Consider the following 25,702-nt stretch of genomic DNA (forward strand, 5'->3'; position numbering starts at 1 on the left):
TCCAATCCCACCGATATATCATGACAATTCCTTTAAAACCTTTCTACCTAGTTCCTCTAGCTGGGCTTTTCTTTTTGAAGAAATTTCATCGTACTGTTTTGTCAAGTTCTGTAAAATTTCATTCTTCTTTTGCTCCAGTGATAAGGATAAGGATTTCTTTAAATTTTCATATTCCTGCATATGTCTTCTTCCTCTGCAAGATCTTTCTAATTACCTTTAACCTTATAAAGTCCTCTCTAGCCCTGTCATCTAGAACTTGCTTGATGTACTTTATTGACCTATTGTAGAAGGGCAAAATTGACGTATCTATGGAGTTAATTAACCGTTGGGTCTTCTTCAGCTCAGCAACTAATGCCCTAATTGTAGATTCAAGCTCAACTAGCTCCATAACTTTCATTAGCGCTTCCTTCATCCTATCATATGACTCTGAAAGGTAGGGAGAAGTTTCTACTTCGCTAAAAGGCTTAGGCGGAACTGAAGCTTCATTAAGCTGAATGATGGGTATCTTTACACCAAATATGACCTTTGTAGAGCCAGACACGGACAATGAGGGAGATTGTGAGTCTGCAATCGTTTGAATGTTTTTTATTCCCTCAGAACTTACCGCTTGTAGGTAACTTTCATATACCACTTTAAGCGTTTCATTTACTTCAGTATATAATCGCTCATACTCAGCTGCGTAGTTCCTCAAATAAAGAAGTAATACCTCCCTCTTGTTTTCAAGTAACCTCTTTATGTTTCTTACTAACTTCACTTGGTTTTTATACTGAACTAAATTAATTTTAGTTGGAAGTACCTTTTGGCTCATTTCTTACCACGGTACGGTGGGAAGTACTTCTTGATATATTCGCTTTTTATATTTGTAAGCTCACTTTCTGGAAATATTGACAAAAGATCCCAGCCAATATCTAGGGTAGTCTCTATACTTCTGTTCTCATTTAGCCCCTGATTGACTAACTTCCTTTCGAACATCTCGCCGAACAATAGATACTTCTTGTCCATGTCACTTAACGAATCCTCACCGATTATTGCTGCTAGACCCCTAGTATCAACCGCCCTTGCATATGCCGCAAAGAGCTGATTCATAACATTGGCATGATCTTCCCTTGTCTTTCCTTCTCCTATTCCGTCTTTTCCTAATCTTGACAGACTCATAAGCACATTAATTGGAGGATATATTCCCTTGTTATACAATGATCTGTCGAATGTTATCTGCCCCTCTGTTATGTAACCCGTTAAGTCGGGTATTGGATGTGTCATATCATCGTTAGGCATTGTCAATATTGGCATTTGTGTTATTGAACCTTTCTTTCCTTTTACCTTCCCTGCCCTCTCATATATGGTTGCGAGGTCACTGTACATATAGCCCGGATATCCTCCCCTGCCTGGCACCTCTTCCTTGGAGGCACTAATTTCCCTTAGGGCTTCGCAGTAATTAGTCATATCAATTAAAATGGCCAGAACATGCATGTCTTGCTCGAATGCCAAATATTCAGCTAGCGTCAGTGCGGTTCTCGGTGCTAAAGTTTTCATGACTGGTGGTTCATTAGCAAGGCTAACTACCATAGCTACCCTGTTGATTGCTCCGGTTTCCTCAAAGAACTTCCTAAAGAACACTGCATCGTCGTATCTTGCTCCTATTGCGGAGAACACTACTGCAAAGTTACCCTCGTCCCCTCTAACTGTTGCCTGTTTAGCTATCTGTGCCGCAAGTAAATTCGATGGCATTCCACTTCCGCTAAATATTGGCAACTTTTGACCTCTGACTAAGGGGTTCAAACCATCTATTGCGGATATACCCGTTTGAACGAATTCCTCCGGATACTCTCTCATCGCTGGGTTAATGGGTTCTCCGTTTATGTCTCTACGTTCGCCCTTAATTATCTCGGGTCCGTTATCTAATGGGTCACCTAAAGGATTGAATATCCTTCCCAACATTTCCTCAGATATTTTGACCTCTAGCCCTCTACCTAACATTCTAACCTTAGTTCCAGTAGGCGAGATTCCCGTAGTTCCCTCAAAGACTTGAACTATTGAAATTCCCAACTGAGAATCTACAACTATGCCTCTCTTCTTACCGCTTGCGGTCTCTATTTCCACAATTTCGTTATACGATGCATCAGCTACTCCCTCCACTGCCATTAAGGGACCTTTTATCATTGAAATTTTGGAATACTCCCTTACGTTCATCATGACTTACCACCTTTCTCCATAGAGTCAAAAACCGAGTTAAGCTTTGCTATTAACTCATCGTATTTTTGCAATTCGTCGTTCTTTATCAAGGCCTTAGACTTGATAATATCAGTCATAACTGGAGTAGCTTTATCAACAATTTCCTTCACTGAAAATCCTTTCTCAATGAGTTGTAACCCTTTATTGTGGAAGAGAACTAATGCGTTCATTATTTTAGCCATCTTCTGAGGCGAGGAGAACGCATCTATGTCGTCAAATGCGTTTTGTTTCAGGAAAGCCTCCTTGATGAATCTGGCACTCTCTAACGTTAGCTTGTCTTTTTCTGCTAGAGAGTCTGGGCCTACTAATCTCACTATTTGTTTCAATTGATCCTCTCTTATTAGATCGTTTACGATCAGCTCTCTCATATCTTTCCATTTAGGATCTATGTTAGAGTTCCACCACTTCGACACTAGATCTACATAAGACGAGAATCCTTGTAACCAATTTATCGCTGGGAAATGTCTAGCATGAGCTAAGGAGACATCTAAGGGCCAGAATACCTTAACGAATCTTAGCGTATTACTAGTAACTGGTTCTGTGAAGTCACCTCCAGGCGGTGATACCGCAGAAGCTAATGACAAGGAGCCTACTCTTTCTGGATTACCTATAGTTTTTACCCTTCCAGCCCTCTCATAGTACTCTGCAAGTCTAGAAGGTAAATAGCTCGGGAAACCTTCCTCTGCAGGCATCTCTTCCATCCTTCCTCCAAGATCCCTTAAAGCCTCTGCCCACCTTGTAGTGGAGTCTGCTACTAGGAGGACGTCATAACCTTGATCCCTAAAATACTCAGCTATGGTAGCACCAACGTATATGCTAGCCTCCCTAGCGGCAACTGGCATGTTGCTGGTATTTGCTATCAATATAGATCTCTCAAGTAAGGGCCTACCAGTCCATGGGTCCTTTAACTTGGGGAATGATCTTAATTCGTCCGTCATTTCGTTTCCTCTTTCTCCGCATCCAACGTAAATTACAATCTTAGCTGCGCTCCATTTGGCAAGGCTCTGCAAGGTTACAGTCTTTCCGCTTCCAAAAGGTCCTGGAATGGCTGCAGTTCCTCCTTTAGCTAGAGGAAATATCGTGTCTAGAACTCTAACTCCAGTTAACAGAGGCTCCGTTGGCTCTAATTTCTCTTTATAAGGTCTAGGAATTCTCACAGGCCAACGCTGTCTCATAGTTAAAAGTTTTTCGTCTCCTTCCATATCAAGAACTACAATATTATCTTGAATTGTATAATCGCCTTCCGATATAACCTCCTTAACCGTGCCATGGATTCCTGGAGGAACCATCACATTATGTTCTATTAACCCAGTTTCTTGAACTGTACCTATTATGTCGCCCTCTCCTATCTTGTCTCCTTTCTTAATCTTCGGAACGAAATGCCACTTCTTATTTTCGTCCAGCGGAGATATCTTAACTCCCTTGCTTACGAAAGGAGAATTGCTAGTTGAAGCTATGGTGTCAAGAGGTCTCTCTAATCCGTCGAAGAGTCTGCCCATAAGACCAGGAGCCAGATCCACGGATAACGGTGAACCCGTACGGTAAACTGTCTCCCCTGGCTTCAAGCCTGAAGTATCCTCATAGACTTGAATGTAAGCTTTGTCTCCCTCTATCCTTGTCACTTCTCCTACTAGCTTTTCTTCTCCTACTTGTACTACCTCGTACATTAACGCAGACCTCATATTGTCTGCGACAACTAGAGGTCCATTTACCCTAATTATCCTACCATTATCCATTATACATCACCAAATAACACATCCGAGAGTTTACCCCTCATATTATCGAATACTTGATCTAAGAAAAGCTTTAATGAATAATCCTTAATCTCGCCGCTTCTTCTATCTAGAACCTTTACACCTCCTAGCATCTCAGTTTCTTGAACCTCAGTGTCCATGTCAAGCTCCTTCAGAATTGATCTAACTAAGTCTAAATCTTTCTTAGAACAGTAAACCAGATTTCCTGATTTGACTTCCCTTTGCAAAATTCCTTTCATAGCCTCCTTATACTGCGGAGCAGAAGTGACTTTATTAATCATATTTAGAGCTTCTTGATACACCTTGTTAATCCAAAACTCCTTCTCTGAAAGAATAGCCCTTTTGTTTTCCACTTCAAGTTTAGCCTTTTCTCCTTCTATTTCTTCCTTGTTCTTCCTTATGTACTGTTCCACCTTTTGCAGATATTCTGCTTCAATCTTCCTATGGTTGTTCTCTACAATTTTTTTAGCTTGCTCTAAAGCTTTATCAAGTTGGCATATAGCCTTATCTTCCAGCCCCTCTTTCACAACTCTGTTAAATAATTCTTCCACTTGCATTTTCTCACCCGAAACCTAAGGCTGACATAATCATTTTTCTCACGTTCAATGCTTCAGCCTCGCTAAAAGGTGAAGGGATAACTGTTATTAAAGGTTTCTTTTGATTGAGAATTATACCGTCAACCTTCTCTTTGACTGGATCGTAGATGTCTTTAGTTAAAAGCACCAGATCTATGTCGTCTCTCTTTCTAATGTCTAAAATCACGTTAGGCAGGGAAAGAGGATCCTCTATTACTTGTCCCTCCGTCCCCATTATTTTAAAGAGATTTACCGTGTATTTGTCCCCTATAACAACTACTTTTCCCATCGGAGGTAGTTCTCTTGCAGAGGTTAAATACTTATAAGGTATCTGTAATTAAGAATGTTGTGAATTAGACTTTGCTCTTTCCAGAGAATATGTTAAGGGTTCAGATAATAACAGAGAAAAAAAGGCTTGACGTAGTAGTTAAAAAAATAGTTAAAATCGGATCGTTTCAGCCAGAGGAGCCTAAGAATCCAATAGGTGAGGGAAGGTTAGAAGAAGCTAGGAGGAAATTGGGACTTCTACAAGAACAGCTCAACAAGATAAAATCAATCATGGACATAAGCAAAATAACTGTTCAGCCGTCAGGATCAATGAAAGTAGATAGTTGGATGTCAGCATCGGAGGAAGTCTCAATTCTTGCATCTAAACTAGAAGAAAAATACAAGGATTTACTGGAAGAAATAAACAAACTTAGAGCTGAAATGGATCTGCTAGTTGCACAGATGAAACAAATTGAGCCATTTAAGGATATTGACATCCCGCTTTCCGACGTTTTCAACATGGAAATCTTTGATATATTTATAGCAATAACTGACATGGAAAGAGGCAACGCGTTAAGGGAAAAGCTAGGTAAAACGGTTTACTTCTGGTCAAAGCCTATAGATGAAAAAACTTTAGCTATCCTAGTTATAGGACTCAAAGACGATAAGATACAGGAGAAAGCTAAGGAGCTAGGAATCTCAAAATTGGAGCTAGAGGAGGGCAAAGCCCCAGCAATGATATACATAGAAATGAAGAAAAAGGTCGAAAACATTTCTGAGTTGATATCTAAAAGGAGGGATGAACTTTCTCGTTCGGCTAGAGAAGATCAAAAGGAATTCACAACCACTTACGGTAAGTTGCTCACTGTAATTAGCGCACTATCCCTAATGTCTAAGGCTAAGGTATCTGACTTCTTCGTACAGATGGAAGGATATGTCCCAGAGAAAGACCTAAAGAAATACGAAAAAGACTTAGATGACTACGCCGTAATAAGTAGCGAAAGGCCAAAGAGGTTTGGAGAGAATGAAGAACCTCCAGTTTTCATTAGGATGCCAAAGAGCATTAGAGCGCTCGAATCAATAGTAGAAATATACGGAACGCCGTCGTATTGGGAGATCTCTCCTACAGTGTTTTTGGTAATTACTTTCCCTATACTCTTCGGGCTAATGTTCCCAGATTTAGGCGATGCCCTTGTAGTTTTCTTGTTCTCTATATGGTTCTACAAGTACGGTAAAAGGAAGGGTAGTGACAACATTCCTAAACTTTCACTTGTTTTAATATATGGAAGCATAGTTGCAATGATAACAGGACTGTTTGCCAGGGACTTTTTCGGACCACTTCCAGTTGGTGGATTAAGGGAGATCTTCGGTTCCAATAACTATAGCGTAGGTCCTTTATACTACGTATGGCCAGTCCCTCCATCCGTGGATAAGGCAATAAACTTCCTGCTTCCATTCGGAGACTTTGCTACAACTAATAGCATAGATTATGCAATAATATTTTCCATAATGTTAGGTGCAATACTCTTGTTTGCTAGTGCGTTACTAGGACTCACAAACGCCATTAGAAAGAAGGACAGAGAATTTCTGTTTTTCGAGAAATTACCTGCATTCCTAATCTATATTGTTCCTTTAGTAATATTCCTATGGGGTCTGCCTAAACTACCAAACGCTACAGCATTCTTCGACGCAGATGAGTCAATATTAGGAGAGGTATTAAATGCCTTGTTGTTAAAATCATTTTCAGCTAATCTAGCAGGATACGTCATAATATGGTACACTGCTGCAACCTTGTTATTTAACTGGGCATCAAAGATAGTGCTTCAGATGAGGTACGAGAAGGCTTCCCTAGGGAGTGCATTAATATTCGGCTTCATAGATGGCGGATTTGAAGGTGGTTTGCTACTTTTATCTAACACAATATCTTTCGTTAGGATTCTAGTGTTCGCTTTAGCACATTACTATATCCTGGACGCATTCTCCTTCATGGCATATTTCGCAAGCCAGCCTTTAATTGGAGCTACTACATCTACAATAAGCATATTGCTAGATCCTCTGGGGATAATTCTTTTAGTAATAGGAAACTTATTGGCAATAGGACTAGAAGGATTAATAGTTTTCATACAAGATATGAGGCTTCACTTCTACGAAATGTTCAGCAAGTTCTATGAGGGAAAAGGAAAGAAGTTCGAGCCTGCAATGGCTTATGTCTCACTTGAGTAAGACAGGTCGCTTTTTTTCTACTTCTTCTCTAACTTGCTTTAGGATATCCGGTATTTTCTTTTCTATATCAGCTGGTAGCTTGGAGAATATTGGCTCCGCTTTAGAGACCTTTTTGCCCTTCAAAATCGAAGGATCTTGAAGTGGTTCCCACTTGTCTACATTTACGTTAATTAGATCCATTATCTTCCGACTGTGTTTTGGCATTAGAGGAGACAGCATGAAAGATAACGTGTATGTTACGCCAGCAGATATGGAAAGTACATTTGCAACCTTGCTTACATCTGTTTTGATTAGATCCCATGGTGCCTTCAAGTTTAGATATGCGTTGTTTTCCCTGGCTAGTTGTAATATTTCATCCGTTCCTGCCTTTAACTTCCCCTTCTCGAAAAGGTCTCCCATCTTTACCGGTGCTTCCTTCATTAGTGAAATTAAAGCCATATCCTTATCATCGAGGAGTTCATGATGAAGCTGAGGAATCTCACCGTTGAAATATCTATTTATCATTGTAATCACCCTATTTATCAAATTACCTATATCGTCGTTTAGTTCAGTATTTACTATCCTTATCACTTCCCTCCAAGTGAAATTGGAGTCCTTTTCTTCTGGTCTGATTCTGATCAAAACGTATCTCCAATACTCAATATCCATAATTGATTCCGCCTCATCTATCCAAATGCCTATTTTCCTGCTCTTGCTGAACTTTTGTCCTTCATAAAGTAAATATTCTGTTGAGCCAACTACATCAGGTAAATGGTATTCTCCAGCTGCCATAAGCATCGCAGGCAAAATAACTGCATGAAAAGGAATATTATCTTTTCCAATAAAGTAATAGCTTTTTATATCTTTACCAAACCAAAATTCTTTCCAAGCGTCTGATTTAAAATATTCTATTGTAGCAGATATATAACCTAAAAGTGCTTCAAACCATACATAAACGGTCTTATTTTCAGCACCATGAAATGGTGCCGGAATACCCCATGAATTATCTCTGGTAATCGCCCTTGGTTTCAAACCCTCGTTAATCCAGCTCATAGCTACTGCTCTAACGTTTTCAGGCATCGTCTTAGACTCACTTATCCACTTGGATAACTTATCGTTAAACTCTCCTAGGTTAAAGAACCAATGCATGGTTTCCTTCATGACCGGCTTACTACCGCATATTGAACACTTAGGCTCAATCAATAAATCAGGGGTAAGAAGCCTGCCGCAGTTATCACACTGATCTCCTCTAGCGTCTTCAAATCCGCAATAAGGACATTTACCTTTTACGAATCTGTCTGGCAAGAATATCTTATCATTTTCGCAGTAAGGAAGAACCTCCTTTTGTGTGATGATGTAACTCTGAATTGAAAGAAGGAATTTCTTCACGAAGTCCTTGTGAACGTCCGATTCTGTTCTCGTGTAATTATCATAGCTTATTTCCCAAACGTCCATAAAGAGTCTCTTATCGTACTCATGAGCTTGATCAGTTAATTCCTTTGGTCTCACTTTCCTTTTTATAGCTTCAACCTCTATAGGAGTTCCGTGTTCATCACTACCACTTACGAGAACTACATTTTCATTGCCATACTTCATCCTGGCATACCTAGCAAAAACATCTGCTGAGAGAACGGAACCTATAAGGTTACCTAAATGAGGTACTGCGTTCACGTATGGCCATGCAGAAGCTACAAAGACTTTCATTGGAAGCTAACTATTTTAAAAGATTAAAAAATAAATGAAAGCAACAGAATGCTTGACGAATATAAATATCCTTTCATTAAGACGCCTGAGAATGAGCTAGCTTACGTATACGGACCTTCGGCTAAGCTATCCGATGTGATTTCCACTGACAGCGACTTGTTAGATCAAGCCAAGGCAAGGATTAGCGAGACACTTAAGGTTGGAAAGGCTAAGCCATATATAAACCTGAAGAAGCCTGTTCTTCTATTTTATACCGCGCTTTTGACCTTGGCTGCGTTAAACGACGAAGATACCACGTTAAAATACATTAAGGCTGAGGTTGATATGTTCCATAAGTTAATGGAAAAGGAAAATGAGGATGATCTAATTCAACTAGCAAAAATACTAGGATTAAAGGTTAACAAATGCGACAAGATATCATTTACACAGACCAAAACCATTATCTACTTAGAACTTTGTTCCGATCTTATAGATTACATTAAGATGTCAAAGGGAACTGAGGCAAAACTGTCAAGACAAATTTTGATAGATGGAAAGGTGTTCTTTAACAAACGTTCATTATCAATAATACTTAAAAGAAGACTTCAGACCAAGTTTAAGGAGATGATAAAGCCGCTGAAGATCTCGTTGCCTAAGACGTTAGAAGATATGATAAAGGAGGGAAAGGCAAGACGAGACCCTCCTTGCATAGCAAACATCAAAGGGAAAGGCAAACTTTCTGAGGAGGAAGAACGTGTACTCAACGTCTATCTCACTAACGTTGGCGAAACAACTAATGGAGAAAACGTCATCATTTATTCGTGCAGTATGATGAAAGAAAAAGGTCTTTGCGTTTCCGATTGCGGAGTTAAAAACCCTTTACAACTTGTCTTTAAGAGACTGAATAACGGCGAGAAATCTCTGAATTACAGTGACAATAGAAAGAATAATAAGGACGTAAAATAATATTATGCTTATTTCCTTATTTAAGTATAGAGCAATTAATATTATCACAATTGCTATTATCCTTTCTCCTCTTTCTATGATTCCCCTACCTTCCATCTTATACCCCACAAGCTCAGCCTTTGCTCTCAGATAAGAAATGGTTAGAGATAGCCCTATCAGGATTGACACTAGGAATGGACTGAAATCGAAAAAAACTAAGGGGGTAATGAAGAACGTATCCTCAAGTCTGTCGAAACTTGAGTCTAAAAAAGCTCCTAATGGAGAAGCTTTGCCCAAAACTCTTGCCACCTCACCATCTAATGCATCCATGAAGGACGAAATTGCTATTATTAAAACGCCAACAAGCGGGTTCCTCGTCAAGTAAATTACTAACGCATAAATCATAGAAAGTATGAGACCTATTGATGTAATAACGTTAGGTGAGACCCCGCTTCTGGATAGGGCTTTTGCAATTGGGGTGAGTAACTTTTTAGATTGTTTCCTAAGCCTAGTAATCAACTTAACCACTACTGATTTAAGTTACTTCATCAACTCCTCCATAAATGACTAAAAAGTTGATTTTAGTAACAACTGAGTCACACCCGATGCATAAAGTATTTTTAGAAATAACTGAAGAGATATCAAAAGAAACTGGCATAGAAAAGGAAGTTAAGGTAGAGGATTATGCTTTCGTTACTGACTACGGAGAAAAGGACGACTTCGGAATGCCCTGGTTACCGCAACTTTTCTTGCAAGATGACGGAAATATTAAACCCATACTAACTTCCATCCCGTTTAACGACTCGCTGAAGCCAGACAAAGAAAAAGCTAAAAATGAGGCTCTTAATAAAGTTAAAAACGCGTAAAGATAACTATGATAAGTGATAAGTGTTGAGCACGGTCCCATATGTACCAACACCAGAGAAAGTCGTTAAGGCTATGCTTGAGTTAGCTAAAACCAAAGAAGATGATGTAGTTTATGATATGGGTTGTGGAGACGGTAGGATAGTGATAACTGCAGTTAAGGAATTCAATGCAAAGAAGGCAGTTTGCGTAGAAATCAACGACGAGAGAATAAAGGAAACGACTTCAAACATAGATAAGAATGGAGTGACTGGAAGAGTATCAATTGTAAAGGGAAGCTTCTTTGAAGCCCCACTTTCAGAAGCTTCAGTCCTCACAATGTTCCTTTTACCTAACGTGAATGAAATGTTGAAACCTAAACTGGAAAGGGAGCTCAGACCTGGAACCAGGATAGTATCACATGAATTTGAGATGAGAGAGTGGATACCCAAGGAAGTAGTAAAGGTTGAAGACGGAAACATGAACCATACCATTTATCTTTATATTATTGGGGAAAACAAAGGGTAACGGTGGTTAAATGAAGATTATAGTACTTAAGAGCGAAGACGGCAAGATAACTTCGGATGAAACAGTGGAAGGCGAAATAGGAAAGGTAGTTAAGGATACTGCAAGCAAAGCTTTGGGAGAATGGAACGAAGATTCCTCCGACTTCATCATTATAAAGGATTTCCACGAAGTAAGAATTCCTCTTCCGTTAAATCCTAAATTGTACGAGACCCTTAAGAAGTTCCCTATGAGCAAAGAAGAGAAGACCGCAGTGATCAGAATACCCTCATACGTGATAAGTTTCGATAATGTTTGGATGGAGAACGACTCCATAGACAGAAAAGTTTACGTAGTGTCGTATTTCTTAGATGATAAAACTAAACAGGAGCTAATGGAAGACGCTATGAAGTTAACCTCTCCTGAAAGGGAAAGTCAAGACAATGAAGACATAGGGGAAATCGAAGAGGAAGAAGAATGAAAAATATGAAATTTTAATTTGCTCATAATTTCACATTCTTTTTGAGAGTAGTTACTGGTTTTCGATGTAGACAAAAATAATCACAATAAGAGAAAGAAGATATTTTAATAAAAAATAGCCATAATTAGAAACTACTGAAGAAGTTATCTATGGATAAGCCTGAGGCTATTTCGTCCCAGCTTACTCCTAAAGCTTTCAAAATTTGCTCGAAGGTAGATCTTACAGCGTCCAGATACTTATCAGCATCTATTTCGTTTAACTTCGCCAGCTGAACTGGTTTCACTCCATCCTTAGTTTTAACTTTCACAAACATAATTATATCCCTAGGTAAGACTTGAACACCAGCTTCCTTTAGTTGTTCTGCTGCCTTAACGTGTTGTGGAGTAGTCTTCTTGTAATGCTCAACCCCTCTAGAGAGCATAATCTTGAATGCCAGTTCGTCCAAGTTATAGTCCTTGTTCTTTAAACCCGTGTAAATTGATCTTACCTTGTCTGTTACTTCCTTCTTCACATTCCTCATTTCGTCAGGAGAATTTACCTTTACCAAGATATCTTTTACTTCAGCGAAAGATTTCTTAAGAAATTCTGGCGTATTCCTCTTTTTAACTAACATTCCCTTTATGTCTACCTTACCATCAGGATAAACCCCGAAGTAATTCTTCTTTAAACCCGAGAAGGCAACGAACTTATATGATTTATCTACCTCTATATCAAGACCGAACTGGTCCTTGACCCACTTTATCATGCCCTCCACTATTTCCTGGGTTGGGTTATACAAGAAGAGGGAGTCCGTATCTCCATAAAGGACCTTAACTCCTAAGGAACGAGCGTGTGAAACAGTGCTGGTAATTACGTATCTTCCAAGTGCTGTCACACTTTCTGCGACTGCTGGTGCATAAAGTGGAAAGCTTTCTGCTCCGAATACACCATAAGTAGCATTTATGAACACTTTCATTGCACGTTGTACTACATCATAGAAAGTTTTCTGCTCGGCATCCTTAGCTTGCTTTGCCTTCTTTTTGTATATCTTTACCCTAAAGTCTCTCAGCAATCCAGTTATAACTGCAGTTATCCCGGGTCTATCAAAGCATATGTTATGAAGGACATTCCCTGTCTCGTCCTTCACTTCTCTTATGTTTTTGCAGTCATTCAAGTCCACCGTCTCGTAACTTATATTCCACGTTCTAATTATGGATGGATACAGGGAGGCGAAGTCCAACACAACGACGTTGAAGAAGACTCCAGCGGGTGGATCGATTACGACTGCGCCCTTGTATCCTTTACCTTTTATTACAGATGCTGTCTTTATTGAGGATGATCTTTCTAATATTTCTTCCTTTAGAGGAATGAGCCAATTTCTTCTCCTATGCTCCCAGTAATACAAGTTCTTAATCCACGTCGAAACTTCGGTCCTCGTTAGCTCCTCTATTCCCATTCTTGACATCCTGGCAAGCAAAATAATTAGTTTCATAGCAATGTTATTATTGAATGTTGTAAGTTTTAGCGTTATTTCAGAATCCCTATAGTTATATTCAATAAGCTTGGTCATATCTAAATCTGATATGGATTTATCTAACTTAACTTTACTTAAACCTAGCATAGCTGAAGCTACTGCATCAAGGCTATACTCGTTGTATTTACCGTCAAATGCATAAGTCTTGACTGCCTTGTTAAAGTAAAAGCGATAAAGGTCTATGTGAATTCCTGCCAAGTATTTTGTATCATCCGTATTTATCTGAAACGGAATCTCTTCAGGAAAGAAACCAAGCTTTAGTGCCCTGAAGAAGATGTATGGAACGTCGAAGTCGTCTCCATTGAACGTTAGAAGAACTGGATAATCTGGCAAAATGTTAAAGAATTCCGTTAAAAGATCTACTTCTGTATTGAAAGTCTTCACTTCCAGACCATCAGGTAACTTTGTACTGCCTAAATTCACATCGTCTCGCTTTAGCACCAAAACTAGCTTCTTACTATCATTGCCAGCTAGGGCTATGCTTATTATAGGAAACTCAGCCTTAACTGGGTCAGGAATTCTGCCCTCAATAGGGGTGAATACTTCTATATCTACCGCAACCCTCTTGAGGTCTGGGGCTTCGGACTCGAAAATTGGCATCCATTCCTTCGAGGTTTCTTTGGTCATCTGATCGGAATCTGAGAACGCTTTATCTACTTCCTTTACTTCATCCTCAGACAAGGTAGGCTTGGCTTCTTTTAATACCTTCCCCTTAACTAAGTAAGGCATTCCTGGTATTAAGCCTAAATCATAAATGTAATTGTTAAAATACTTGATGTGCGCTTCATATGCTTTCGGCACATGTTCCCTCATTCTCCTAACTGCAAGAGGATCCTTTACTACAATTTTAGTTAGTGTAATTTTCTTATGTGTATAAGGATCGATCTTGACAACTGTTTCTACATGATCAAACGAAGGGTCCTTGGTAATTTTGTTAATTTTATTTACCTTGTCCACGTCTAAATCGACTAGAAAATAGGACTTGTGGTGCGTATTGTCATAGAGATAATATATCTTTTGAGTGTCCTTATCATAAAGTCTACACACTGCCTTTCCTTTGTCGCCGTCGTAATCAACTTGTAGTAGAAAGTATATTTTACCCTCCTGAGCTTCCGACATCCATACCTTTGTCTTCCTCTTAGGCAAGTTACTTTGCTCCTCCTTTCTGAGTTCCTTCCTAGTTTTAGCTTCTAGGCTATCTGCCCTTTTTTCCTCACTCTTCTTCTCAGCGTTTGAATTGTTAGGTATTAAGTCAAATAGAGTAAGCTGTTTGCTCATCTGCAACAATATATATCTTTATAAGAAATACTCTATAAGCTTTCAGTGGGCCCATGGCTCAGCCAGGACAGAGCGGGGGCCTTCGGAGCCTCAGGTCGGGGGTTCAAATCCCCCTGGGCCCGCTCAGGTTCTATATGCATAATAAAAATTATAAAAGGCAAAAATTACTAAGCTAGACGAGCTCAGATTATTCCCTGTTCATTTATCTGTTTTAACAAAAATTTTAAAAATTATATTTTATAAGTAAAGTTTATGTCCACTGAATTCTTTAAGGATACCCATCCAGAGCTCAAAAGGCTTGGCATAGAGATACCAGAACTGGAAAAGAGGTATCCTACTTTGATGAGAATGGGAATCTCGCACGATGACATGATATACCTTGCTAGAAGAATATCTCCGTTATTACAGGATTCCGAAAAGATCTTAGATCTAGGGTGTGGAAATTGTCTAATAGCTACACTAATAAATAAAATAACATCTAAGAAAATTATCGTTGTAGATCAATGGAAAGAAATGTCAATGGAAAGGGCTATTGAGAACATGGAAATTGACAAGGCTGGCTTAGAACTTGGGAAAATAAACGAGGAAGATAAACTACCTTATCCAGATAACACCTTTGACACGGCTTACTCGGTTATGTTTCTTTTCAATATGCCTAAAGAGAAAAGGGATTTTCTGCTGCAGGAGATCAAACGAGTTTTGAAACAAGAGGGTAAGTTAATAGTGGTAGATAATTTCATTTTTAGAGGCAAAATGAAAAGAGAATTTTCGTCTCATAATTTTGACCAAACTTGGTATGGCGAGGAGAACGCATTCTCGTTTTTCGTTTTAAAAAATGTAAAAAAGCCCTAAACATATTGCGATTTCGATAATAATTTAAAAACATCTGCGCTTTAATCACTTATGATTCTAATCACAGGGGGTGCTGGATACATAGGAAGTCACTTAACTGATGCCTTGATAGAGGACGGATATGACGTAACTGTCATAGATGATTTATCTTCGGGAAATTACATCAACGAAAAAGCCAAGCTGATCAAGTTCGACTTAAGGGATGGAAGTCAACTGAAGGTGGACGACGTAGACGTTATTTTCCATTTGGCAGCCAACCCTGACGTTAGAACGTCCATGATAGATTCAATAGATCATTTTGAAAGAGACGTAAAGGTTACCTTCAACTTGTTGGAAATAGCCAGGAAAACCGACGCAAAGAAGGTAATCTTCGCTTCATCCTCCACGGTTTACGGTGAAGGAAGAATTCCTACGCCTGAATGGTCTGAAATAAAGCCTATCTCCAACTATGGCTTATTTAAAGTTTTAGGGGAGGACATGTTAAAGTATTATTCTAGAAACTATAGTATAAAAGGAATCTCTGTAAGGTTCGCCAACGTGACAGGGGGAAGGGTTTCCCATGGAGTGGTGAAAGATTTCATTGAAAAGCTTAAAAGAGATAGTTCAAAATTAGAAATTTTAGGTAATGGTAGGCAGAGAAAAAGTTATATATACATTGAGGATGCGGTTAAATCTTTAACCTTTCTGGCTGATTATTATAACGGAAACTATGAGGAGTTCAACGTGGGTAATGAGGACTGGATAACTGTTAATGAGATAGCTGAAATTATAGAGAAAGAAATGGGAATTAAACCTATTCATGTATACAAGGACGAATTAGAAGGAAGGGGATGGATGGGTGATGTTAGATTTATGCTCTTGGATTGCATGAAAATCATATCGTTGGGATGGAGACCCAAGTTTACATCAAAGGAAACTGTAAGATTAGCCGCGAGGGATTTACTGTATGGATATAGGAAGCGTAAGGATTAAGGTTTTTGGTATATCCCTCCTCTTATTGTCAATATTTATCATAGGTTTATCTTTCTCGATCATATTCCTTAACTTCCACATTGTAGTGGGGAGCACTGATATAGGAAAATTTTTCATTAAGATTTTAAATTTCCTTATAATCTTAGGTATTTTTGGATATCTTGGGTATATAGGCTTAATAATGTTAATTACAAGGAAGTAACATTCCCCAACAAAAATTAAAGATAATTTTTAAGCCGAGAGAAATAATATGCTCTATTATGAACACCAAGAGAAAGGTTCTATATTCAGCTGTTTTCTCGGTAGCGTCTTTTGCAGCAGCCGCAGCTATAGCGTCTACTTTTAACGGGTATGCCATAAACGCCTTTGCCGATCCCATAGCTAACCTTACTTTACCTCTGATAATACTCTCCGTTGGAATACAAGTTATCAACGACAAGTATGGTCCAGCTTTGATTGCAGTAATTAGCGCTTTACTTTACACTATATTTTATTTGCCCTTTCTGACAGTTTCCCTACTCGTAGTAGGCGCGATAGTAGAACTGGTGACTAGAAAGACTGGATACAGAAGCATTTCATCTGTAACGCTTTATACTACAATAGCTGGTACAGGAGAAGGAATTCTAAGTACGTATCTAGCGTACTTCATGGTTAAGGTACCAGTGCCGATGCCTCCGCTATTTGACTGGGTGGTATTCTCCATTATTATGGTCGTAGAGAGTATCTTAATGGGAATAATATCTTACAAAGTAGGTAGCTATTTAGTAAAGACAGGAATAGTTAAAGAGGAGAGAACTCCACAAGAGGGCAAAGTGACCCACCATTGAAGGGCTCTTTTATTTATGTTTTTTTTTCTCTCTGTTTTGATATATTTGTCTTCGCTTTATGACCCATTAATTTCCTTTATAGCTACCCTTCCCTTCACAAGAAAAAGAACTGGAATCATAGAAGTTTTAGTTTCATTTATCTCATTTTTGGTTCTCTCTTTTTTCCATAGAGAGACATTCTTTTCGTTCACGTTAAGGGCTATTTCTCTAATAAATCTGTACTTTATGTCATCCCAACTCACAGATTTAAAGTCAATAATAGATATAACCAAAGGAAAAGCTACACCAGTTATAGTTGCAATGGCTTATTATCCTTTCTTCTATGAAACTACGCTGGAAATAACAACTTACGCTAGAGCCAGAGGAATAAAATTGTATAGGGTTGATAAACTACTATTGCCAATAGTTGTCTTAATAGTGAAGACAGCAGAGGACCTTTATACTACGGTGACACTGAAACTTAGCGGTAAATATAGAGGAAACTTTGATATAATGCCAAGAAGAAACGATATTATCATCATTGCTTATGGAGTGGTGATACTTTGCTTGTCGTTGAGCCTTCACTTCTAAGAGGAAAGATTGAACTAGAAAAAGATGAAATAGTTGGAATCTTCGGCAGGAACGGAGCGGGAAAGACTACACTCATAATGACGGCTCTATGCATGAACAAAGGTGAAGTTTCAATTGACGGTAATGACTTCTGTGTTGGGCCAGATTACAGAAAAATTGGATTGGTGTCTCAAAATCCGCAGACGCAAGTGATAGGCTACACTTGCAAGGATGAGATAGAAATTTTATCTAAGTTTTATGATGTTGATGATGAGGTTCCAAAGAAACTAATGGGAAGTTACTTTGAGGTTCCCTTTAACAAATTGTCCGATGGATACAAGAAGAGATTTGTCCTGTCTACTACCCTTTCTGTTGGACCTGAATACATTCTCATGGACGAGCCATTTGCAAACCTAGACCGTGATGGAATAGAGACGCTCAAACCCGCAATACAGAATGGTACGCTTCTCTCAGAACATAGGGTAAAAGAGGCAATTGAAGTAACTGACAGAGAATACTTGATAAAAAACGGAGAGATCATTGAGATAGACAAGGATGTATTGAAGGATGACAGTTTTCTCATGGAAAACGGCCTTAGAGGTTTCCCACTAGAGCCGATTCAGTTTCCCATATCTAGTAACGAAGAAGTGCTGTCCATAAAGGTGAAGGGTTCTACATTTCATCTTCATAAGGGAGAGGTTATGTGCATAAAGGGGAGAAATGGCGCAGGGAAGACAACAACGCTTAAGAGTTTAGTTGGAAAGAAAGGAGTTTACATAATATTCCAGAATCCTGATCTACAATTTTTCAATCAAACTGTTCAAGAGGAAGTCAAGGATAAATATGTCTTGAAGATGCTCGACCTACAGGATAAGGCAGAAAGGAGCCCTTTCACATTAAGCCATGGTGAAAAAATGAAGGTTTTGATAGGCTCAGCCATAGCCTCCAATTCGAAGGTAATAGCTCTGGATGAACCAGCTTCCGGCCTAGATGGTAAATCGATTCTGGAACTAAGAGAGATCATGATGATGCTTTTAGAAAAAGGTAAATCCGTAATAATGACAACTAACGACTTTGATATCACTCCCTTATGTTCAAGAGTTATAGATATAGGGTAGGAGTCAAATACTTTTTTTAAAAAAAACTTAGATTTTAACCCTATAAAAATTATATTATGATATCTTTAATATATTTAATTTCAGTTCGTTGCTCTTCTCATCGTATACTATTTTAACTAAATCCCCTTCTCTTACCTCTACCCTCTGCCTTATCCTGGCGGGGATTGTTATTTGGTAGTTCCTAGATACTTTCACAATCTCTTCTGTTGACATTTCTATTCCTAAAAATACTATGAAATACCACTTAATAAATTTTCTATAAAAAAGTCCATATAGTTAATGATAATACTAAATTAGGAGGAAATAGTAAGTTGATCATGAACGACAAAAATAAGTTCTTAACTAAGGTTTTCCGAGATAATTTATCAGCATTATTTTCAATCATGTATAAAAGAGAAGAAATATACAAAATCAAATACAATCAAAATATAAAAATCTTGTAAAAGAAGTAAGAGTGTACGACTACGTTAAGAAGTCCTTTTATAAATTGGAATGGGAGTCCACATTACCCACGCTGGAACTTGCTTCACGAGCTCATAGGCTTCCTCCCAACTAGCCAAACCTAACTTCCTAGTCAAGTCTTCCAGAGTTATTTGTGTCCTTACATATTCATTTAAAATTGTCACAGTCTCTTCGTTTACCTCGACCTCCCTTCCAGATGAGAGTTTTACCTTGAAATTTTCCATGCCTATCACCATAACGTTTTCAGATGTGGAATATAGAATTAACCGTTGAAACGCCGTATAAGTTCCATACCATTATGGTCAATATTATCAAAGCTACTATTATTGCGAAGGAGGCCAAATCGTTCTGTTTCCTTTCCATGAGGAAGATTCCGGTCAGAAAAGTAAGAACTACTATAACACCTACGGTTAGATATTGAGCTGAGGAAAACGCACCGCTACCAGAGAGAGGAGAAATATAATAGGGAAAAGCTATCACTCCCATGATTCCTACCAATAGGATCAATACTAGTACTATTGTAGTATAACTAGACAACACTTGGCTGTAATATTTGCTCTGTTCCCTACTTGGTTTTGGCATAAAGTATCTACCACGGGACAGTTTTAATTTTTAATCGATATGCTCCATAGTTAGTGAACATGTGCATTAAAAATGCTATCAATGCTACGAACAAGAATTGATACAGACTTGGCCTAATCCCCATAATCAATATACCTAGGGTAGAACCTAAAATGAAGTCAAGTTGGTCAAGGCCCCACGCTCTTCCTCCTCTAGGAATGTTAAGCCTTCGTTTTATGAATGCACCTGCCATGTCTCCCAGCATTGCAAAGAGAGACTCCACTAGACCTACTAGGATCCAGTCAATTCCTAAGAATCTAGAAATGATTATGCCTACGTCGACTCCAAAAGTCAAGGAGAGAAGCAATCCCTCAAATGATTTACCATCGCCTAAAATACGACGGCCGTCCTTGAAGTTACGTCTAAAGTCTATTGGAGTTCCGTTCCTTATGAATGTAGCTCCGCCGTTTGCTGCAAAAGCTGGAAGATACATTGCCAGACCGACTAGAAGCTCTATAAGCATCCTATCACTTTATCCTTAGTTATCCTAAAATCACATTCCCTTAAATTTCCTATTAAGGTCTTTCCATTAACCATAAATATGTCATCTGAAAACCTTCTCATGAACTTTTCTCCGCTTACTTTGTCGTTCCATGTTATATTCCAAGTCAAGAGAACCTTAATTCCAGATTGTGAAATTGAACGCAGTAACGTCATTAGTTTCAGAAAGTCTAAGGAACTTCTTTCCATTCTGTAATGACCGTTAACTGGATCAACAGAGATTAGCCTTAGTCCAGGAGGTAGACTGAGACATGCCTTAAAAATCTCAAAAGTAGAGGAGACCTCTGCAAAGTAAACCTGACTGCTTTTGAAAGACCTTTTTTCAAAGTCTCCTTCATCTGCAATTAGAATTGATGGGGATAGCTCGTTTGAAACTTGCATTGCTATTGAGGTTTTTCCAGAACCCGCAACTCCATAAATTGATACTAAGGATCCATGGGAGAATAGGAACTCCGATATCCGCAATATATACCATTCACATTATTCTTGCTGAAAATATTTAAAATATGACTGCCTCATTTTAGTTGTGGTTGAAGGAGTAACTATTAGCGTGATGAACCCTAAGCTATATCATTTGATTGTAACCGAACTGAGGAACAGGGGATGCAAGCTAGTTCATGACGGAAAATTTGTAATAACGGACGGAAATGATGAGGGTAAGGAAAGAACTCTCTTGATAAGAGATGAGAAAGAGGTCCATAAGATAGTAGGGGAAATATCTGCCTTGACCAGAGGCAAGGAAGAGTTCAACGAGCTACTGATAGGCGTAGATACTAATCCCCCAAACTTAACTGTTGCAGTTGTAGCTGACGGGGAGCTAATTGATTACTATGTAAGGGTAAAAAAGGATGACCTATGTGACTTGTTTTCTAGGATAATATCTATGTATCCACACAGAAGATACATAATAGGAATAGGTATAGGAAACTTGTTTGGATATGATGTGCTCAGGCTAACTAAAGAGCGTTTTCCAGATGTCAGGAAAGTAAATGAATATAGATCCAGCTCAAGGACACACCTCATTCAAGTAAAGGACTCCGACGTTAGGGCAGCATTTGTAATTGCAATAAGAGCAGCTAAAGGAAACTCAAGACAAAAAGATGAAACGCCCTATTGAACGATCGTCTGTGAGGTTAAATCTGAGCACGTTCAACATCATAGATAAGATTTTAGCCTCCTTTAACTTAATCTATTTAGATTGCTTCTAATCTCTATAGAGGGAATAGACGGATCTGGGAAGACCACAGTCGCTAAGGAGATCGTAAGAAGACTTAAGGAAAAGGGAAAGAATGCAACCTATACTAAGGAGCCATTCACGGAGGATATAACTGGGATTATACAGAGAGTTGGTTGGAACGACCCAATAGCTTTAACTCTTCTCTTTGCAGCTGATAGGAGAATTCACGTTAGGTGGATGGAAGAGCAGAACGTTGATGCGATAATAACTGATAGATACATTCATTCAACAATAGCATATCAAAGCGTTATGGGAATAGACGAGAAGTGGATCAGAAATGTCAACTCTAAGTTCCCTTATCCAGATCTTGTGATACTTTTAGACTTGGACCCAACGATTGCATCTTCAAGGATAAAGAAGGGAGATATATTCGACTTCCCCGAAAAGAGGAAAACTCTAGAAAAAGTTAGAAATAAATATTTGGAGCTTGCCGCTATGGAACATTTTCTAATTGTTAATGCAGATAAGCCGTTTGAGGAAGTAATAAATTCAATCATGTTTTACCTTCTCGATCAGATCACTTGACCTTCCGTATTCTCTCTATAGCGTCGAGATACCTTATAATTTGCATTACTGAGTCGACGTCGTTTGGATCCTCTTTCACCTTTGACGAAAAATAATACAAGTTATTTATTAATATATCTTCGACCTGATCCATGGTAATATTCTTCCTTACCTTGTTTTCTTCCTCATCGCTTTTAACTAAGTATATCTTCCCGTGATTAGGACATACCACATTGCCGTTCTTGAGTCTGAAAAGAGGCAGACCGCATTGAGGACATGCGTCGCTAAGCATTGTAGCGCCTTGCCTTAACAAATCTGCTGCTTTCTTTACACCTTGTTCTGTACTAGACATAAATAAACCTAAAACTCAGCAGATAAAAAATAGTATGGTGAAAACATGGCATCCCCCTACGATAACGAAGCAAAGCTAAAGCAAGCAGTTATACTGCTGCAGAAAATCGTGAACGATACGAGCGTTCCACGGAACATAAGAAGAGCTGCAACCGACGCTATAAGGAACCTACAGGACAATGGAATAAGTCACGCTGTAAGAGCGGCAAACGCTATTGGAATCTTGGAGGACATAAGTCAAGATCCTAACATGCCCATGCATGCTAGGATCTCAATATGGAACGTAGTGTCTGTCCTTGAGACCATAAGGGACTAAGCTTTAAATAGAGAGAGGGAAAATATTTTTGGAGAGCGGGGGTGCCCGAGTTAGGCCAAAGGGGACAGGCTTAGGCCCTGTTGGAGGAGTCCTGCGTGGGTCCAAATCCCACCCCCCGCATTTCCTTTTATTGATAAACTGAGGTTATGTTCATTCAAATAAAGCTATCAAATCATTTCATGAGCGTTTATGAAAAGGTAATTGTGTTCTTCAATTGTCGACATGAATCAATGAGGCTAACTAAGGCTGTACAAGAAAAGTCATGAACTAACTAAAAATGACTTTTTATATTAGATCGCAGAAAAGGCTATCTGGGAATATAAATCCCTTCGGAGCCGCGGTAGTATAGACCGGTCAAGCATTGTACGGCCTGCGCCGAGAGTATGCGGGCCTTTCGAGCCCGTGACCCGGGTTCAAATCCCGGCCGCGGCACTAATTTTTCCTTGAATTGAAAGAGAGTTACGTTCTCTAGATAGATAAGGGATTTGCAACAGCGAAGGATATTTTTGCAACACTTTCACCATTTAATAATTGAATGTGAGATTATGGTAAAGATTGACGTAAATAAACTCGACCCAGCCTAAGATTAAAATTCCTCCTATAATGTAACCGTAAATTTGTGAAATACTTGAAATACCAGAAATTATAAGCTTACCTTTTATGATCGAAAAGTAAAGTGCTATGCCTATCGTTATAGCTAGCAAGGAAAGATATTGTTAATTTAGTAAAAGCATCTTTAGATGAAGGTCTAAGAGTTGCTATAGGCATAAATTCAATAAAAGGATCTTTTTACATCTTAGAAAAGGTAAAGGAAGTTTTAAGCAAAAAGCTTAATTTAAGTGTAGATACGTTAGAGAAGAAGGTTTTCTTTATAGAGGACCAACCTACACCTGTCGGTGAAGCTACATTACTATATAGTGAAAATAAAGAAAAATTTGAATTGAATAGCGAAAAACTTAACGTAGGATGTACTAATATAGGAAGGACACTTGCATTAATGCCTAATGGTGATGTAAAGATTTGCTGTGGGCATCCAATATTTCAATATGTAGATGATCCGAATGATTTATATTTAATTGGAAATATAATGCGTGAAGATCTAGTAAGTATGGTGAAAAAAGCTCAAAGTGTATTATTATATTGGTGGATTCATTTTTTAGGTCCTAAAAAAATTCTGGAAAAAATAGGCGCTAAGGAAAGTGGATTTACAAGTATTTATCATGCATGTAATGTCATTGCTAAAAATAAAGAATATCAAAATAGAATATACGAATACATAGAAAAGCATAAATTTGAGATATTTATAAATGATATAATACTAAGCGATAATATAATAAGATTAGAAAATGTAATTAGATCCATTGGGTTGATGGATAAACTAAGGAAAAGATATAATTCAACTAGTCAATAGATGATAATTATGGAATTACGAGATGTCACACTTGGTTACATAGGTAAGGTGATATTGCATGATATTAATTTAGTTCTTAACAGTGGTATGAATGTTGTCCTTGGTCCTAATGGTGCGGGTAAAACTACATTATTTAGGGTGTGTAGTGGAGCATTAAAGCCTTATAAAGGTGAAGTATTAATTAATGGAATTGACATATATAAAAATGTTAAGATAAAGAGAATGATAGGTTATTTACCCCATAGAGATGGACTGATGAGCGAACTAACAGTGAGAGAGAACTTAATGTTCTATGCAATGGTTTATAACCTAAATAATGATGTAGCTACGAAGATCGTGAAATTAGCCAGGGAGTTCGGAATGGAGAACCTCCTTGATTCTCCAGTGGCATCCTTGAGCCATGGACAAAGGAGAAGAGTAGCACTTATGAGAGTTCTTCTTCACGATCCTCAATTCCTTTTTCTTGACGAACCCTCAAATGGCTTAGATCCATTAGCGGCTAAGAATTTTCGAAGTCTCATAAAAGACCTTATCCATAGCAGAAATATAGGAGTAACTTATTCTACGCATAATCTCTATGAGGCATTAGAACTAGCTGAAAACGTAATTGTCATAAACCATGGTAGAGTAGTATTTAAAGGCTCTCTTGAGGATTTAAGACATTTTATCGGAAGAATAAAAGTTGGTTTAAAGGTACGTGGAAATCCCGTCACTATCTTAAACTCTATGGGTTATGATACTTATCAAGATGGCGGATTATGGATAGTTGAAGTCAAGTCAGAAGACGAAATTGGAAATATTGTTAAAGAACTTACAAAACATAATATTATTATACTTGTGGTTAAGGAAATTGGTAATCCACTTGAAGATATACTAGAGCAGTTAAGTGATAAATTATGACGAGCGGTATTGTTAGAGCTTATGTAACTAGGCTTAAGATAAATATAAGAAATATGATCATATTATCTCTAGCATACGGAATCGGAATAATATCGTCAACAGTCATAGTAGGTGTTTTGTTTCCAGAAATCTATACTCCTACGACACGTCAAGCTCTCGAAGCTTTAGCTATTAGAATGCTTAATATCCATAACCATATCCTCCCTAAGGATGCTTTAGGAGTTATAGCTGCAGCTATTTTTACGCCTTTTTTAGCCGCTATTATAGCTGCCTTTGTAGCCTCGGGCACTATATCTGGTACATTTAGTGAGGGTCGTAATGAGGGAGTATTTGAAGTTTTACTCTCATCGCCAGTGTCACATAGAGATATTATTATTTCACTTTTAATTTACACATTATTAGCATCCTTAATTGTTGAGGGATTAGTTATAATAATCACATCTGGAATATCACTATTATCACTATATCTTATGGGATACCTTAATAGCTTTGGCATTTACTATTTGGAGCTCGTTACAATACTTATACCTTCACTTACTTTTCCAGCAGTCCTTATTAGCTTATTACTCATAGTTATATCCCCTTCTCTGGGTCGCGTTAGGACTGGACTTGCTCCAGGCCAGAACTTATTATCAACAATTTCACTTCTTCCAGTACTAATACCATTTATAGTATTAAATATCGAGCCCCAGATAGATCCTATAGAGTTAGCTTCCTATACTTCAATATTTTCAGCAATTTTAGCGCTAATTTTATTAATACTTCTACCTCGTGTATTAAAAGACGAAACACTCTTATGGTAAT

At 38.3% G+C, this 25,702-nt stretch carries 32 protein-coding genes and 3 tRNA genes; 19 read left to right on the forward strand and 16 right to left on the reverse strand.

The window, feature by feature from the left end; genetic code table 11:
- Window positions 1-18: 18 nt before the first annotated feature.
- The 6 genes from RQ359_RS03115 to RQ359_RS03140 are packed head-to-tail and all read right to left on the reverse strand — an operon-like array spanning window position 19 to window position 4,850.
- Window positions 19-180 carry an ATPase gene (locus RQ359_RS03115; protein WP_156016114.1) on the reverse strand — a complete coding sequence of 54 codons (162 nt, stop codon included), beginning with the start codon at window positions 178-180 and terminating at the stop codon, window positions 19-21.
- Window positions 167-808: a V-type ATP synthase subunit D gene (locus tag RQ359_RS03120; protein WP_054838752.1), complete on the reverse strand. Its 642-nt coding sequence runs from the start codon at window positions 806-808 to the stop codon at window positions 167-169. The genes RQ359_RS03115 and RQ359_RS03120 overlap by 14 nt, the downstream gene beginning before the upstream one ends.
- Window positions 805-2,193, reverse strand: coding sequence for a V-type ATP synthase subunit B (locus RQ359_RS03125; RefSeq protein ID WP_054838753.1), 1,389 nt, complete (start codon window positions 2,191-2,193; stop codon window positions 805-807). Before RQ359_RS03125 ends, RQ359_RS03120 begins: the two co-directional genes overlap by 4 nt.
- Window positions 2,190-3,968 (reverse strand): V-type ATP synthase subunit A, encoded by a 1,779-nt coding sequence (locus RQ359_RS03130; protein WP_054838754.1) that lies wholly within the window; start codon window positions 3,966-3,968, stop codon window positions 2,190-2,192. Before RQ359_RS03130 ends, RQ359_RS03125 begins: the two co-directional genes overlap by 4 nt.
- Window positions 3,968-4,543, reverse strand: coding sequence for a V-type ATP synthase subunit E (locus RQ359_RS03135; protein ID WP_054838755.1), 576 nt, complete (start codon window positions 4,541-4,543; stop codon window positions 3,968-3,970). Before RQ359_RS03135 ends, RQ359_RS03130 begins: the two co-directional genes overlap by 1 nt.
- Before the next feature lie 4 nt (window positions 4,544-4,547).
- Entirely contained in the window at window positions 4,548-4,850 is a 303-nt protein-coding gene (locus tag RQ359_RS03140; RefSeq protein ID WP_054838756.1) for a V-type ATP synthase subunit F, read from the reverse strand.
- A 71-nt stretch (window positions 4,851-4,921) separates the two neighbouring features.
- Here RQ359_RS03140 and RQ359_RS03145 point away from each other — a divergent pair, with 71 nt between their 5' ends.
- Window positions 4,922-7,051 (forward strand): V-type ATP synthase subunit I, encoded by a 2,130-nt coding sequence (locus RQ359_RS03145; protein ID WP_156016113.1) that lies wholly within the window; start codon window positions 4,922-4,924, stop codon window positions 7,049-7,051.
- Here the strand turns inward: RQ359_RS03145 and metG are convergent.
- Entirely contained in the window at window positions 7,040-8,734 is a 1,695-nt protein-coding gene (gene metG / locus RQ359_RS03150) for a methionine--tRNA ligase (protein WP_156016112.1), read from the reverse strand. The genes RQ359_RS03145 and metG overlap by 12 nt on opposite strands.
- Window positions 8,735-8,782: 48 nt before the next feature.
- Between metG and RQ359_RS03155 the strand changes: the two genes are divergently transcribed.
- A complete protein-coding gene (locus RQ359_RS03155; protein ID WP_156016111.1) occupies window positions 8,783-9,679 on the forward strand; it encodes a DNA primase regulatory subunit PriL in 897 nt (298 codons plus the stop codon).
- Here the strand turns inward: RQ359_RS03155 and pgsA are convergent.
- Window positions 9,593-10,186, reverse strand: a complete 594-nt coding sequence (gene pgsA / locus RQ359_RS03160) for an archaetidylinositol phosphate synthase (RefSeq protein WP_338116930.1) — start codon at window positions 10,184-10,186, stop codon at window positions 9,593-9,595. The genes RQ359_RS03155 and pgsA overlap by 87 nt on opposite strands.
- A gap of 35 nt (window positions 10,187-10,221) precedes the next feature.
- On the opposite strand from pgsA, the gene RQ359_RS03165 reads away from it, so the two are divergent.
- From RQ359_RS03165 to RQ359_RS03175, 3 genes are all read left to right on the forward strand, one after another.
- Window positions 10,222-10,524: a hypothetical protein gene (locus RQ359_RS03165; protein WP_054838758.1), complete on the forward strand. Its 303-nt coding sequence runs from the start codon at window positions 10,222-10,224 to the stop codon at window positions 10,522-10,524.
- 73 nt (window positions 10,525-10,597) lie between these two features.
- Window positions 10,598-11,029 carry a protein-lysine N-methyltransferase gene (locus RQ359_RS03170; RefSeq protein ID WP_054838778.1) on the forward strand — a complete coding sequence of 144 codons (432 nt, stop codon included), beginning with the start codon at window positions 10,598-10,600 and terminating at the stop codon, window positions 11,027-11,029.
- Between the two features lie 10 nt (window positions 11,030-11,039).
- Complete coding sequence (locus RQ359_RS03175; RefSeq protein WP_054838759.1) at window positions 11,040-11,486, forward strand: DUF2286 domain-containing protein; 447 nt, start codon at window positions 11,040-11,042, stop codon at window positions 11,484-11,486.
- A 124-nt stretch (window positions 11,487-11,610) separates the two neighbouring features.
- Here the strand turns inward: RQ359_RS03175 and RQ359_RS03180 are convergent, their stop codons facing one another.
- Complete coding sequence (locus RQ359_RS03180) at window positions 11,611-14,277, reverse strand: DNA-directed DNA polymerase I (protein ID WP_054838760.1); 2,667 nt, start codon at window positions 14,275-14,277, stop codon at window positions 11,611-11,613.
- Window positions 14,278-14,324: 47 nt separating this feature from the next.
- Here RQ359_RS03180 and RQ359_RS03185 point away from each other — a divergent pair.
- The 4 genes from RQ359_RS03185 (at window position 14,325) to RQ359_RS03200 (ending at window position 16,928) form a co-directional block, all read left to right on the forward strand.
- Window positions 14,325-14,399, forward strand: a tRNA-Arg gene (locus tag RQ359_RS03185).
- A 130-nt stretch (window positions 14,400-14,529) separates the two neighbouring features.
- Window positions 14,530-15,129, forward strand: a complete 600-nt coding sequence (locus RQ359_RS03190) for a class I SAM-dependent methyltransferase (RefSeq protein WP_054838761.1) — start codon at window positions 14,530-14,532, stop codon at window positions 15,127-15,129.
- A 51-nt stretch (window positions 15,130-15,180) separates the two neighbouring features.
- Entirely contained in the window at window positions 15,181-16,101 is a 921-nt protein-coding gene (locus RQ359_RS03195) for an NAD-dependent epimerase/dehydratase family protein (protein WP_054838762.1), read from the forward strand.
- 260 nt (window positions 16,102-16,361) lie between these two features.
- Window positions 16,362-16,928, forward strand: coding sequence for a hypothetical protein (locus tag RQ359_RS03200; protein ID WP_054838763.1), 567 nt, complete (start codon window positions 16,362-16,364; stop codon window positions 16,926-16,928).
- A 56-nt stretch (window positions 16,929-16,984) separates the two neighbouring features.
- On the opposite strand, the gene RQ359_RS03205 is transcribed toward RQ359_RS03200, so the two are convergent.
- Entirely contained in the window at window positions 16,985-17,170 is a 186-nt protein-coding gene (locus tag RQ359_RS03205; protein WP_156016109.1) for a hypothetical protein, read from the reverse strand.
- Between RQ359_RS03205 and RQ359_RS03210 the strand changes: the two genes are divergently transcribed.
- Together RQ359_RS03210 and RQ359_RS03215 are read left to right on the forward strand one after the other, a co-directional pair.
- Window positions 17,154-17,498 carry a hypothetical protein gene (locus RQ359_RS03210; protein WP_054838764.1) on the forward strand — a complete coding sequence of 115 codons (345 nt, stop codon included), beginning with the start codon at window positions 17,154-17,156 and terminating at the stop codon, window positions 17,496-17,498. The genes RQ359_RS03205 and RQ359_RS03210 overlap by 17 nt on opposite strands.
- Entirely contained in the window at window positions 17,471-18,595 is a 1,125-nt protein-coding gene (locus RQ359_RS03215; RefSeq protein ID WP_156016108.1) for an ATP-binding cassette domain-containing protein, read from the forward strand. Before RQ359_RS03210 ends, RQ359_RS03215 begins: the two co-directional genes overlap by 28 nt.
- 54 nt (window positions 18,596-18,649) lie before the next feature.
- On the opposite strand, the gene RQ359_RS03220 is transcribed toward RQ359_RS03215, so the two are convergent.
- From RQ359_RS03220 to RQ359_RS03240, 5 genes are all read right to left on the reverse strand, one after another.
- Entirely contained in the window at window positions 18,650-18,808 is a 159-nt protein-coding gene (locus RQ359_RS03220) for an AbrB/MazE/SpoVT family DNA-binding domain-containing protein (RefSeq protein ID WP_054838767.1), read from the reverse strand.
- A 254-nt stretch (window positions 18,809-19,062) separates the two neighbouring features.
- Entirely contained in the window at window positions 19,063-19,281 is a 219-nt protein-coding gene (locus RQ359_RS03225; RefSeq protein WP_054838779.1) for a hypothetical protein, read from the reverse strand.
- A gap of 19 nt (window positions 19,282-19,300) precedes the next feature.
- A complete protein-coding gene (locus tag RQ359_RS03230; RefSeq protein WP_054838768.1) occupies window positions 19,301-19,639 on the reverse strand; it encodes a hypothetical protein in 339 nt (112 codons plus the stop codon).
- 7 nt (window positions 19,640-19,646) lie between these two features.
- Complete coding sequence (locus RQ359_RS03235) at window positions 19,647-20,141, reverse strand: CDP-2,3-bis-(O-geranylgeranyl)-sn-glycerol synthase (RefSeq protein WP_054838769.1); 495 nt, start codon at window positions 20,139-20,141, stop codon at window positions 19,647-19,649.
- Window positions 20,132-20,644, reverse strand: coding sequence for a P-loop NTPase family protein (locus tag RQ359_RS03240; RefSeq protein WP_156016107.1), 513 nt, complete (start codon window positions 20,642-20,644; stop codon window positions 20,132-20,134). Before RQ359_RS03240 ends, RQ359_RS03235 begins: the two co-directional genes overlap by 10 nt.
- A gap of 61 nt (window positions 20,645-20,705) precedes the next feature.
- On the opposite strand from RQ359_RS03240, the gene RQ359_RS03245 reads away from it, so the two are divergent.
- Window positions 20,706-21,296 carry a hypothetical protein gene (locus tag RQ359_RS03245; RefSeq protein WP_054838772.1) on the forward strand — a complete coding sequence of 197 codons (591 nt, stop codon included), beginning with the start codon at window positions 20,706-20,708 and terminating at the stop codon, window positions 21,294-21,296.
- 81 nt (window positions 21,297-21,377) lie between these two features.
- Window positions 21,378-21,941 (forward strand): dTMP kinase, encoded by a 564-nt coding sequence (tmk, locus tag RQ359_RS03250; protein WP_054838773.1) that lies wholly within the window; start codon window positions 21,378-21,380, stop codon window positions 21,939-21,941.
- Here tmk and RQ359_RS03255 read toward each other — a convergent pair.
- On the reverse strand, window positions 21,934-22,272 hold the full coding sequence (locus tag RQ359_RS03255; protein ID WP_054838774.1) for an Sjogren's syndrome/scleroderma autoantigen 1 family protein: 339 nt from the start codon (window positions 22,270-22,272) through the stop codon (window positions 21,934-21,936). The genes tmk and RQ359_RS03255 overlap by 8 nt on opposite strands.
- A 45-nt stretch (window positions 22,273-22,317) precedes the next feature.
- On the opposite strand from RQ359_RS03255, the gene RQ359_RS03260 reads away from it, so the two are divergent.
- The 6 genes from RQ359_RS03260 to RQ359_RS03285 all read left to right on the forward strand — a co-directional run bounded on the left by RQ359_RS03260 (window position 22,318) and on the right by RQ359_RS03285 (window position 25,701).
- Window positions 22,318-22,587 (forward strand): UPF0147 family protein, encoded by a 270-nt coding sequence (locus RQ359_RS03260; RefSeq protein WP_054838775.1) that lies wholly within the window; start codon window positions 22,318-22,320, stop codon window positions 22,585-22,587.
- 35 nt (window positions 22,588-22,622) lie between these two features.
- Window positions 22,623-22,707 (forward strand) — tRNA-Leu (locus RQ359_RS03265).
- A 214-nt stretch (window positions 22,708-22,921) separates the two neighbouring features.
- Window positions 22,922-23,019, forward strand: a tRNA-Glu gene (locus tag RQ359_RS03270).
- A gap of 508 nt (window positions 23,020-23,527) precedes the next feature.
- Window positions 23,528-23,998, forward strand: coding sequence for a hypothetical protein (locus tag RQ359_RS03275; RefSeq protein WP_156016106.1), 471 nt, complete (start codon window positions 23,528-23,530; stop codon window positions 23,996-23,998).
- Between the two features lie 9 nt (window positions 23,999-24,007).
- Window positions 24,008-24,898 carry an ABC transporter ATP-binding protein gene (locus RQ359_RS03280; RefSeq protein WP_162308964.1) on the forward strand — a complete coding sequence of 297 codons (891 nt, stop codon included), beginning with the start codon at window positions 24,008-24,010 and terminating at the stop codon, window positions 24,896-24,898.
- On the forward strand, window positions 24,895-25,701 hold the full coding sequence (locus RQ359_RS03285) for a hypothetical protein (RefSeq protein ID WP_156016104.1): 807 nt from the start codon (window positions 24,895-24,897) through the stop codon (window positions 25,699-25,701). Before RQ359_RS03280 ends, RQ359_RS03285 begins: the two co-directional genes overlap by 4 nt.
- Window position 25,702: the final 1 nt, after the last annotated feature.

Origin of the sequence: Sulfuracidifex metallicus DSM 6482 = JCM 9184 (assembly GCA_032834875.1) — an archaeon.
In the GTDB taxonomy this organism is placed as follows: Archaea; Thermoproteota; Thermoprotei_A; order Sulfolobales; family Sulfolobaceae; genus Sulfuracidifex; species Sulfuracidifex metallicus.

What these genes read in the sequence shown, in the direction of transcription:
- RQ359_RS03115 (WP_156016114.1), bottom strand. Translation starts at nt 180, where the DNA reads ATGCAGGAATATGAAAATTTAAAGAAATCCTTATCCTTATCACTGGAG.
- RQ359_RS03120 (WP_054838752.1), bottom strand. Translation starts at nt 808, where the DNA reads ATGAGCCAAAAGGTACTTCCAACTAAAATTAATTTAGTTCAGTATAAA.
- RQ359_RS03125 (WP_054838753.1), bottom strand. Translation starts at nt 2,193, where the DNA reads ATGATGAACGTAAGGGAGTATTCCAAAATTTCAATGATAAAAGGTCCC.
- RQ359_RS03130 (WP_054838754.1), bottom strand. Translation starts at nt 3,968, where the DNA reads ATGGATAATGGTAGGATAATTAGGGTAAATGGACCTCTAGTTGTCGCA.
- RQ359_RS03135 (WP_054838755.1), bottom strand. Translation starts at nt 4,543, where the DNA reads ATGCAAGTGGAAGAATTATTTAACAGAGTTGTGAAAGAGGGGCTGGAA.
- RQ359_RS03140 (WP_054838756.1), bottom strand. Translation starts at nt 4,850, where the DNA reads ATGGGAAAAGTAGTTGTTATAGGGGACAAATACACGGTAAATCTCTTT.
- metG (WP_156016112.1), bottom strand. Translation starts at nt 8,734, where the DNA reads ATGAAAGTCTTTGTAGCTTCTGCATGGCCATACGTGAACGCAGTACCT.
- RQ359_RS03155 (WP_156016111.1), top strand. Translation starts at nt 8,783, where the DNA reads ATGCTTGACGAATATAAATATCCTTTCATTAAGACGCCTGAGAATGAG.
- RQ359_RS03165 (WP_054838758.1), top strand. Translation starts at nt 10,222, where the DNA reads ATGACTAAAAAGTTGATTTTAGTAACAACTGAGTCACACCCGATGCAT.
- RQ359_RS03170 (WP_054838778.1), top strand. Translation starts at nt 10,598, where the DNA reads ATGCTTGAGTTAGCTAAAACCAAAGAAGATGATGTAGTTTATGATATG.
- RQ359_RS03175 (WP_054838759.1), top strand. Translation starts at nt 11,040, where the DNA reads ATGAAGATTATAGTACTTAAGAGCGAAGACGGCAAGATAACTTCGGAT.
- RQ359_RS03180 (WP_054838760.1), bottom strand. Translation starts at nt 14,277, where the DNA reads ATGAGCAAACAGCTTACTCTATTTGACTTAATACCTAACAATTCAAAC.
- RQ359_RS03190 (WP_054838761.1), top strand. Translation starts at nt 14,530, where the DNA reads ATGTCCACTGAATTCTTTAAGGATACCCATCCAGAGCTCAAAAGGCTT.
- RQ359_RS03195 (WP_054838762.1), top strand. Translation starts at nt 15,181, where the DNA reads ATGATTCTAATCACAGGGGGTGCTGGATACATAGGAAGTCACTTAACT.
- RQ359_RS03200 (WP_054838763.1), top strand. Translation starts at nt 16,362, where the DNA reads ATGAACACCAAGAGAAAGGTTCTATATTCAGCTGTTTTCTCGGTAGCG.
- RQ359_RS03210 (WP_054838764.1), top strand. Translation starts at nt 17,154, where the DNA reads ATGTCATCCCAACTCACAGATTTAAAGTCAATAATAGATATAACCAAA.
- RQ359_RS03220 (WP_054838767.1), bottom strand. Translation starts at nt 18,808, where the DNA reads ATGTCAACAGAAGAGATTGTGAAAGTATCTAGGAACTACCAAATAACA.
- RQ359_RS03225 (WP_054838779.1), bottom strand. Translation starts at nt 19,281, where the DNA reads ATGGAAAATTTCAAGGTAAAACTCTCATCTGGAAGGGAGGTCGAGGTA.
- RQ359_RS03230 (WP_054838768.1), bottom strand. Translation starts at nt 19,639, where the DNA reads ATGCCAAAACCAAGTAGGGAACAGAGCAAATATTACAGCCAAGTGTTG.
- RQ359_RS03235 (WP_054838769.1), bottom strand. Translation starts at nt 20,141, where the DNA reads ATGCTTATAGAGCTTCTAGTCGGTCTGGCAATGTATCTTCCAGCTTTT.
- RQ359_RS03255 (WP_054838774.1), bottom strand. Translation starts at nt 22,272, where the DNA reads ATGTCTAGTACAGAACAAGGTGTAAAGAAAGCAGCAGATTTGTTAAGG.
- RQ359_RS03260 (WP_054838775.1), top strand. Translation starts at nt 22,318, where the DNA reads ATGGCATCCCCCTACGATAACGAAGCAAAGCTAAAGCAAGCAGTTATA.
- RQ359_RS03280 (WP_162308964.1), top strand. Translation starts at nt 24,008, where the DNA reads ATGGAATTACGAGATGTCACACTTGGTTACATAGGTAAGGTGATATTG.
- RQ359_RS03285 (WP_156016104.1), top strand. Translation starts at nt 24,895, where the DNA reads ATGACGAGCGGTATTGTTAGAGCTTATGTAACTAGGCTTAAGATAAAT.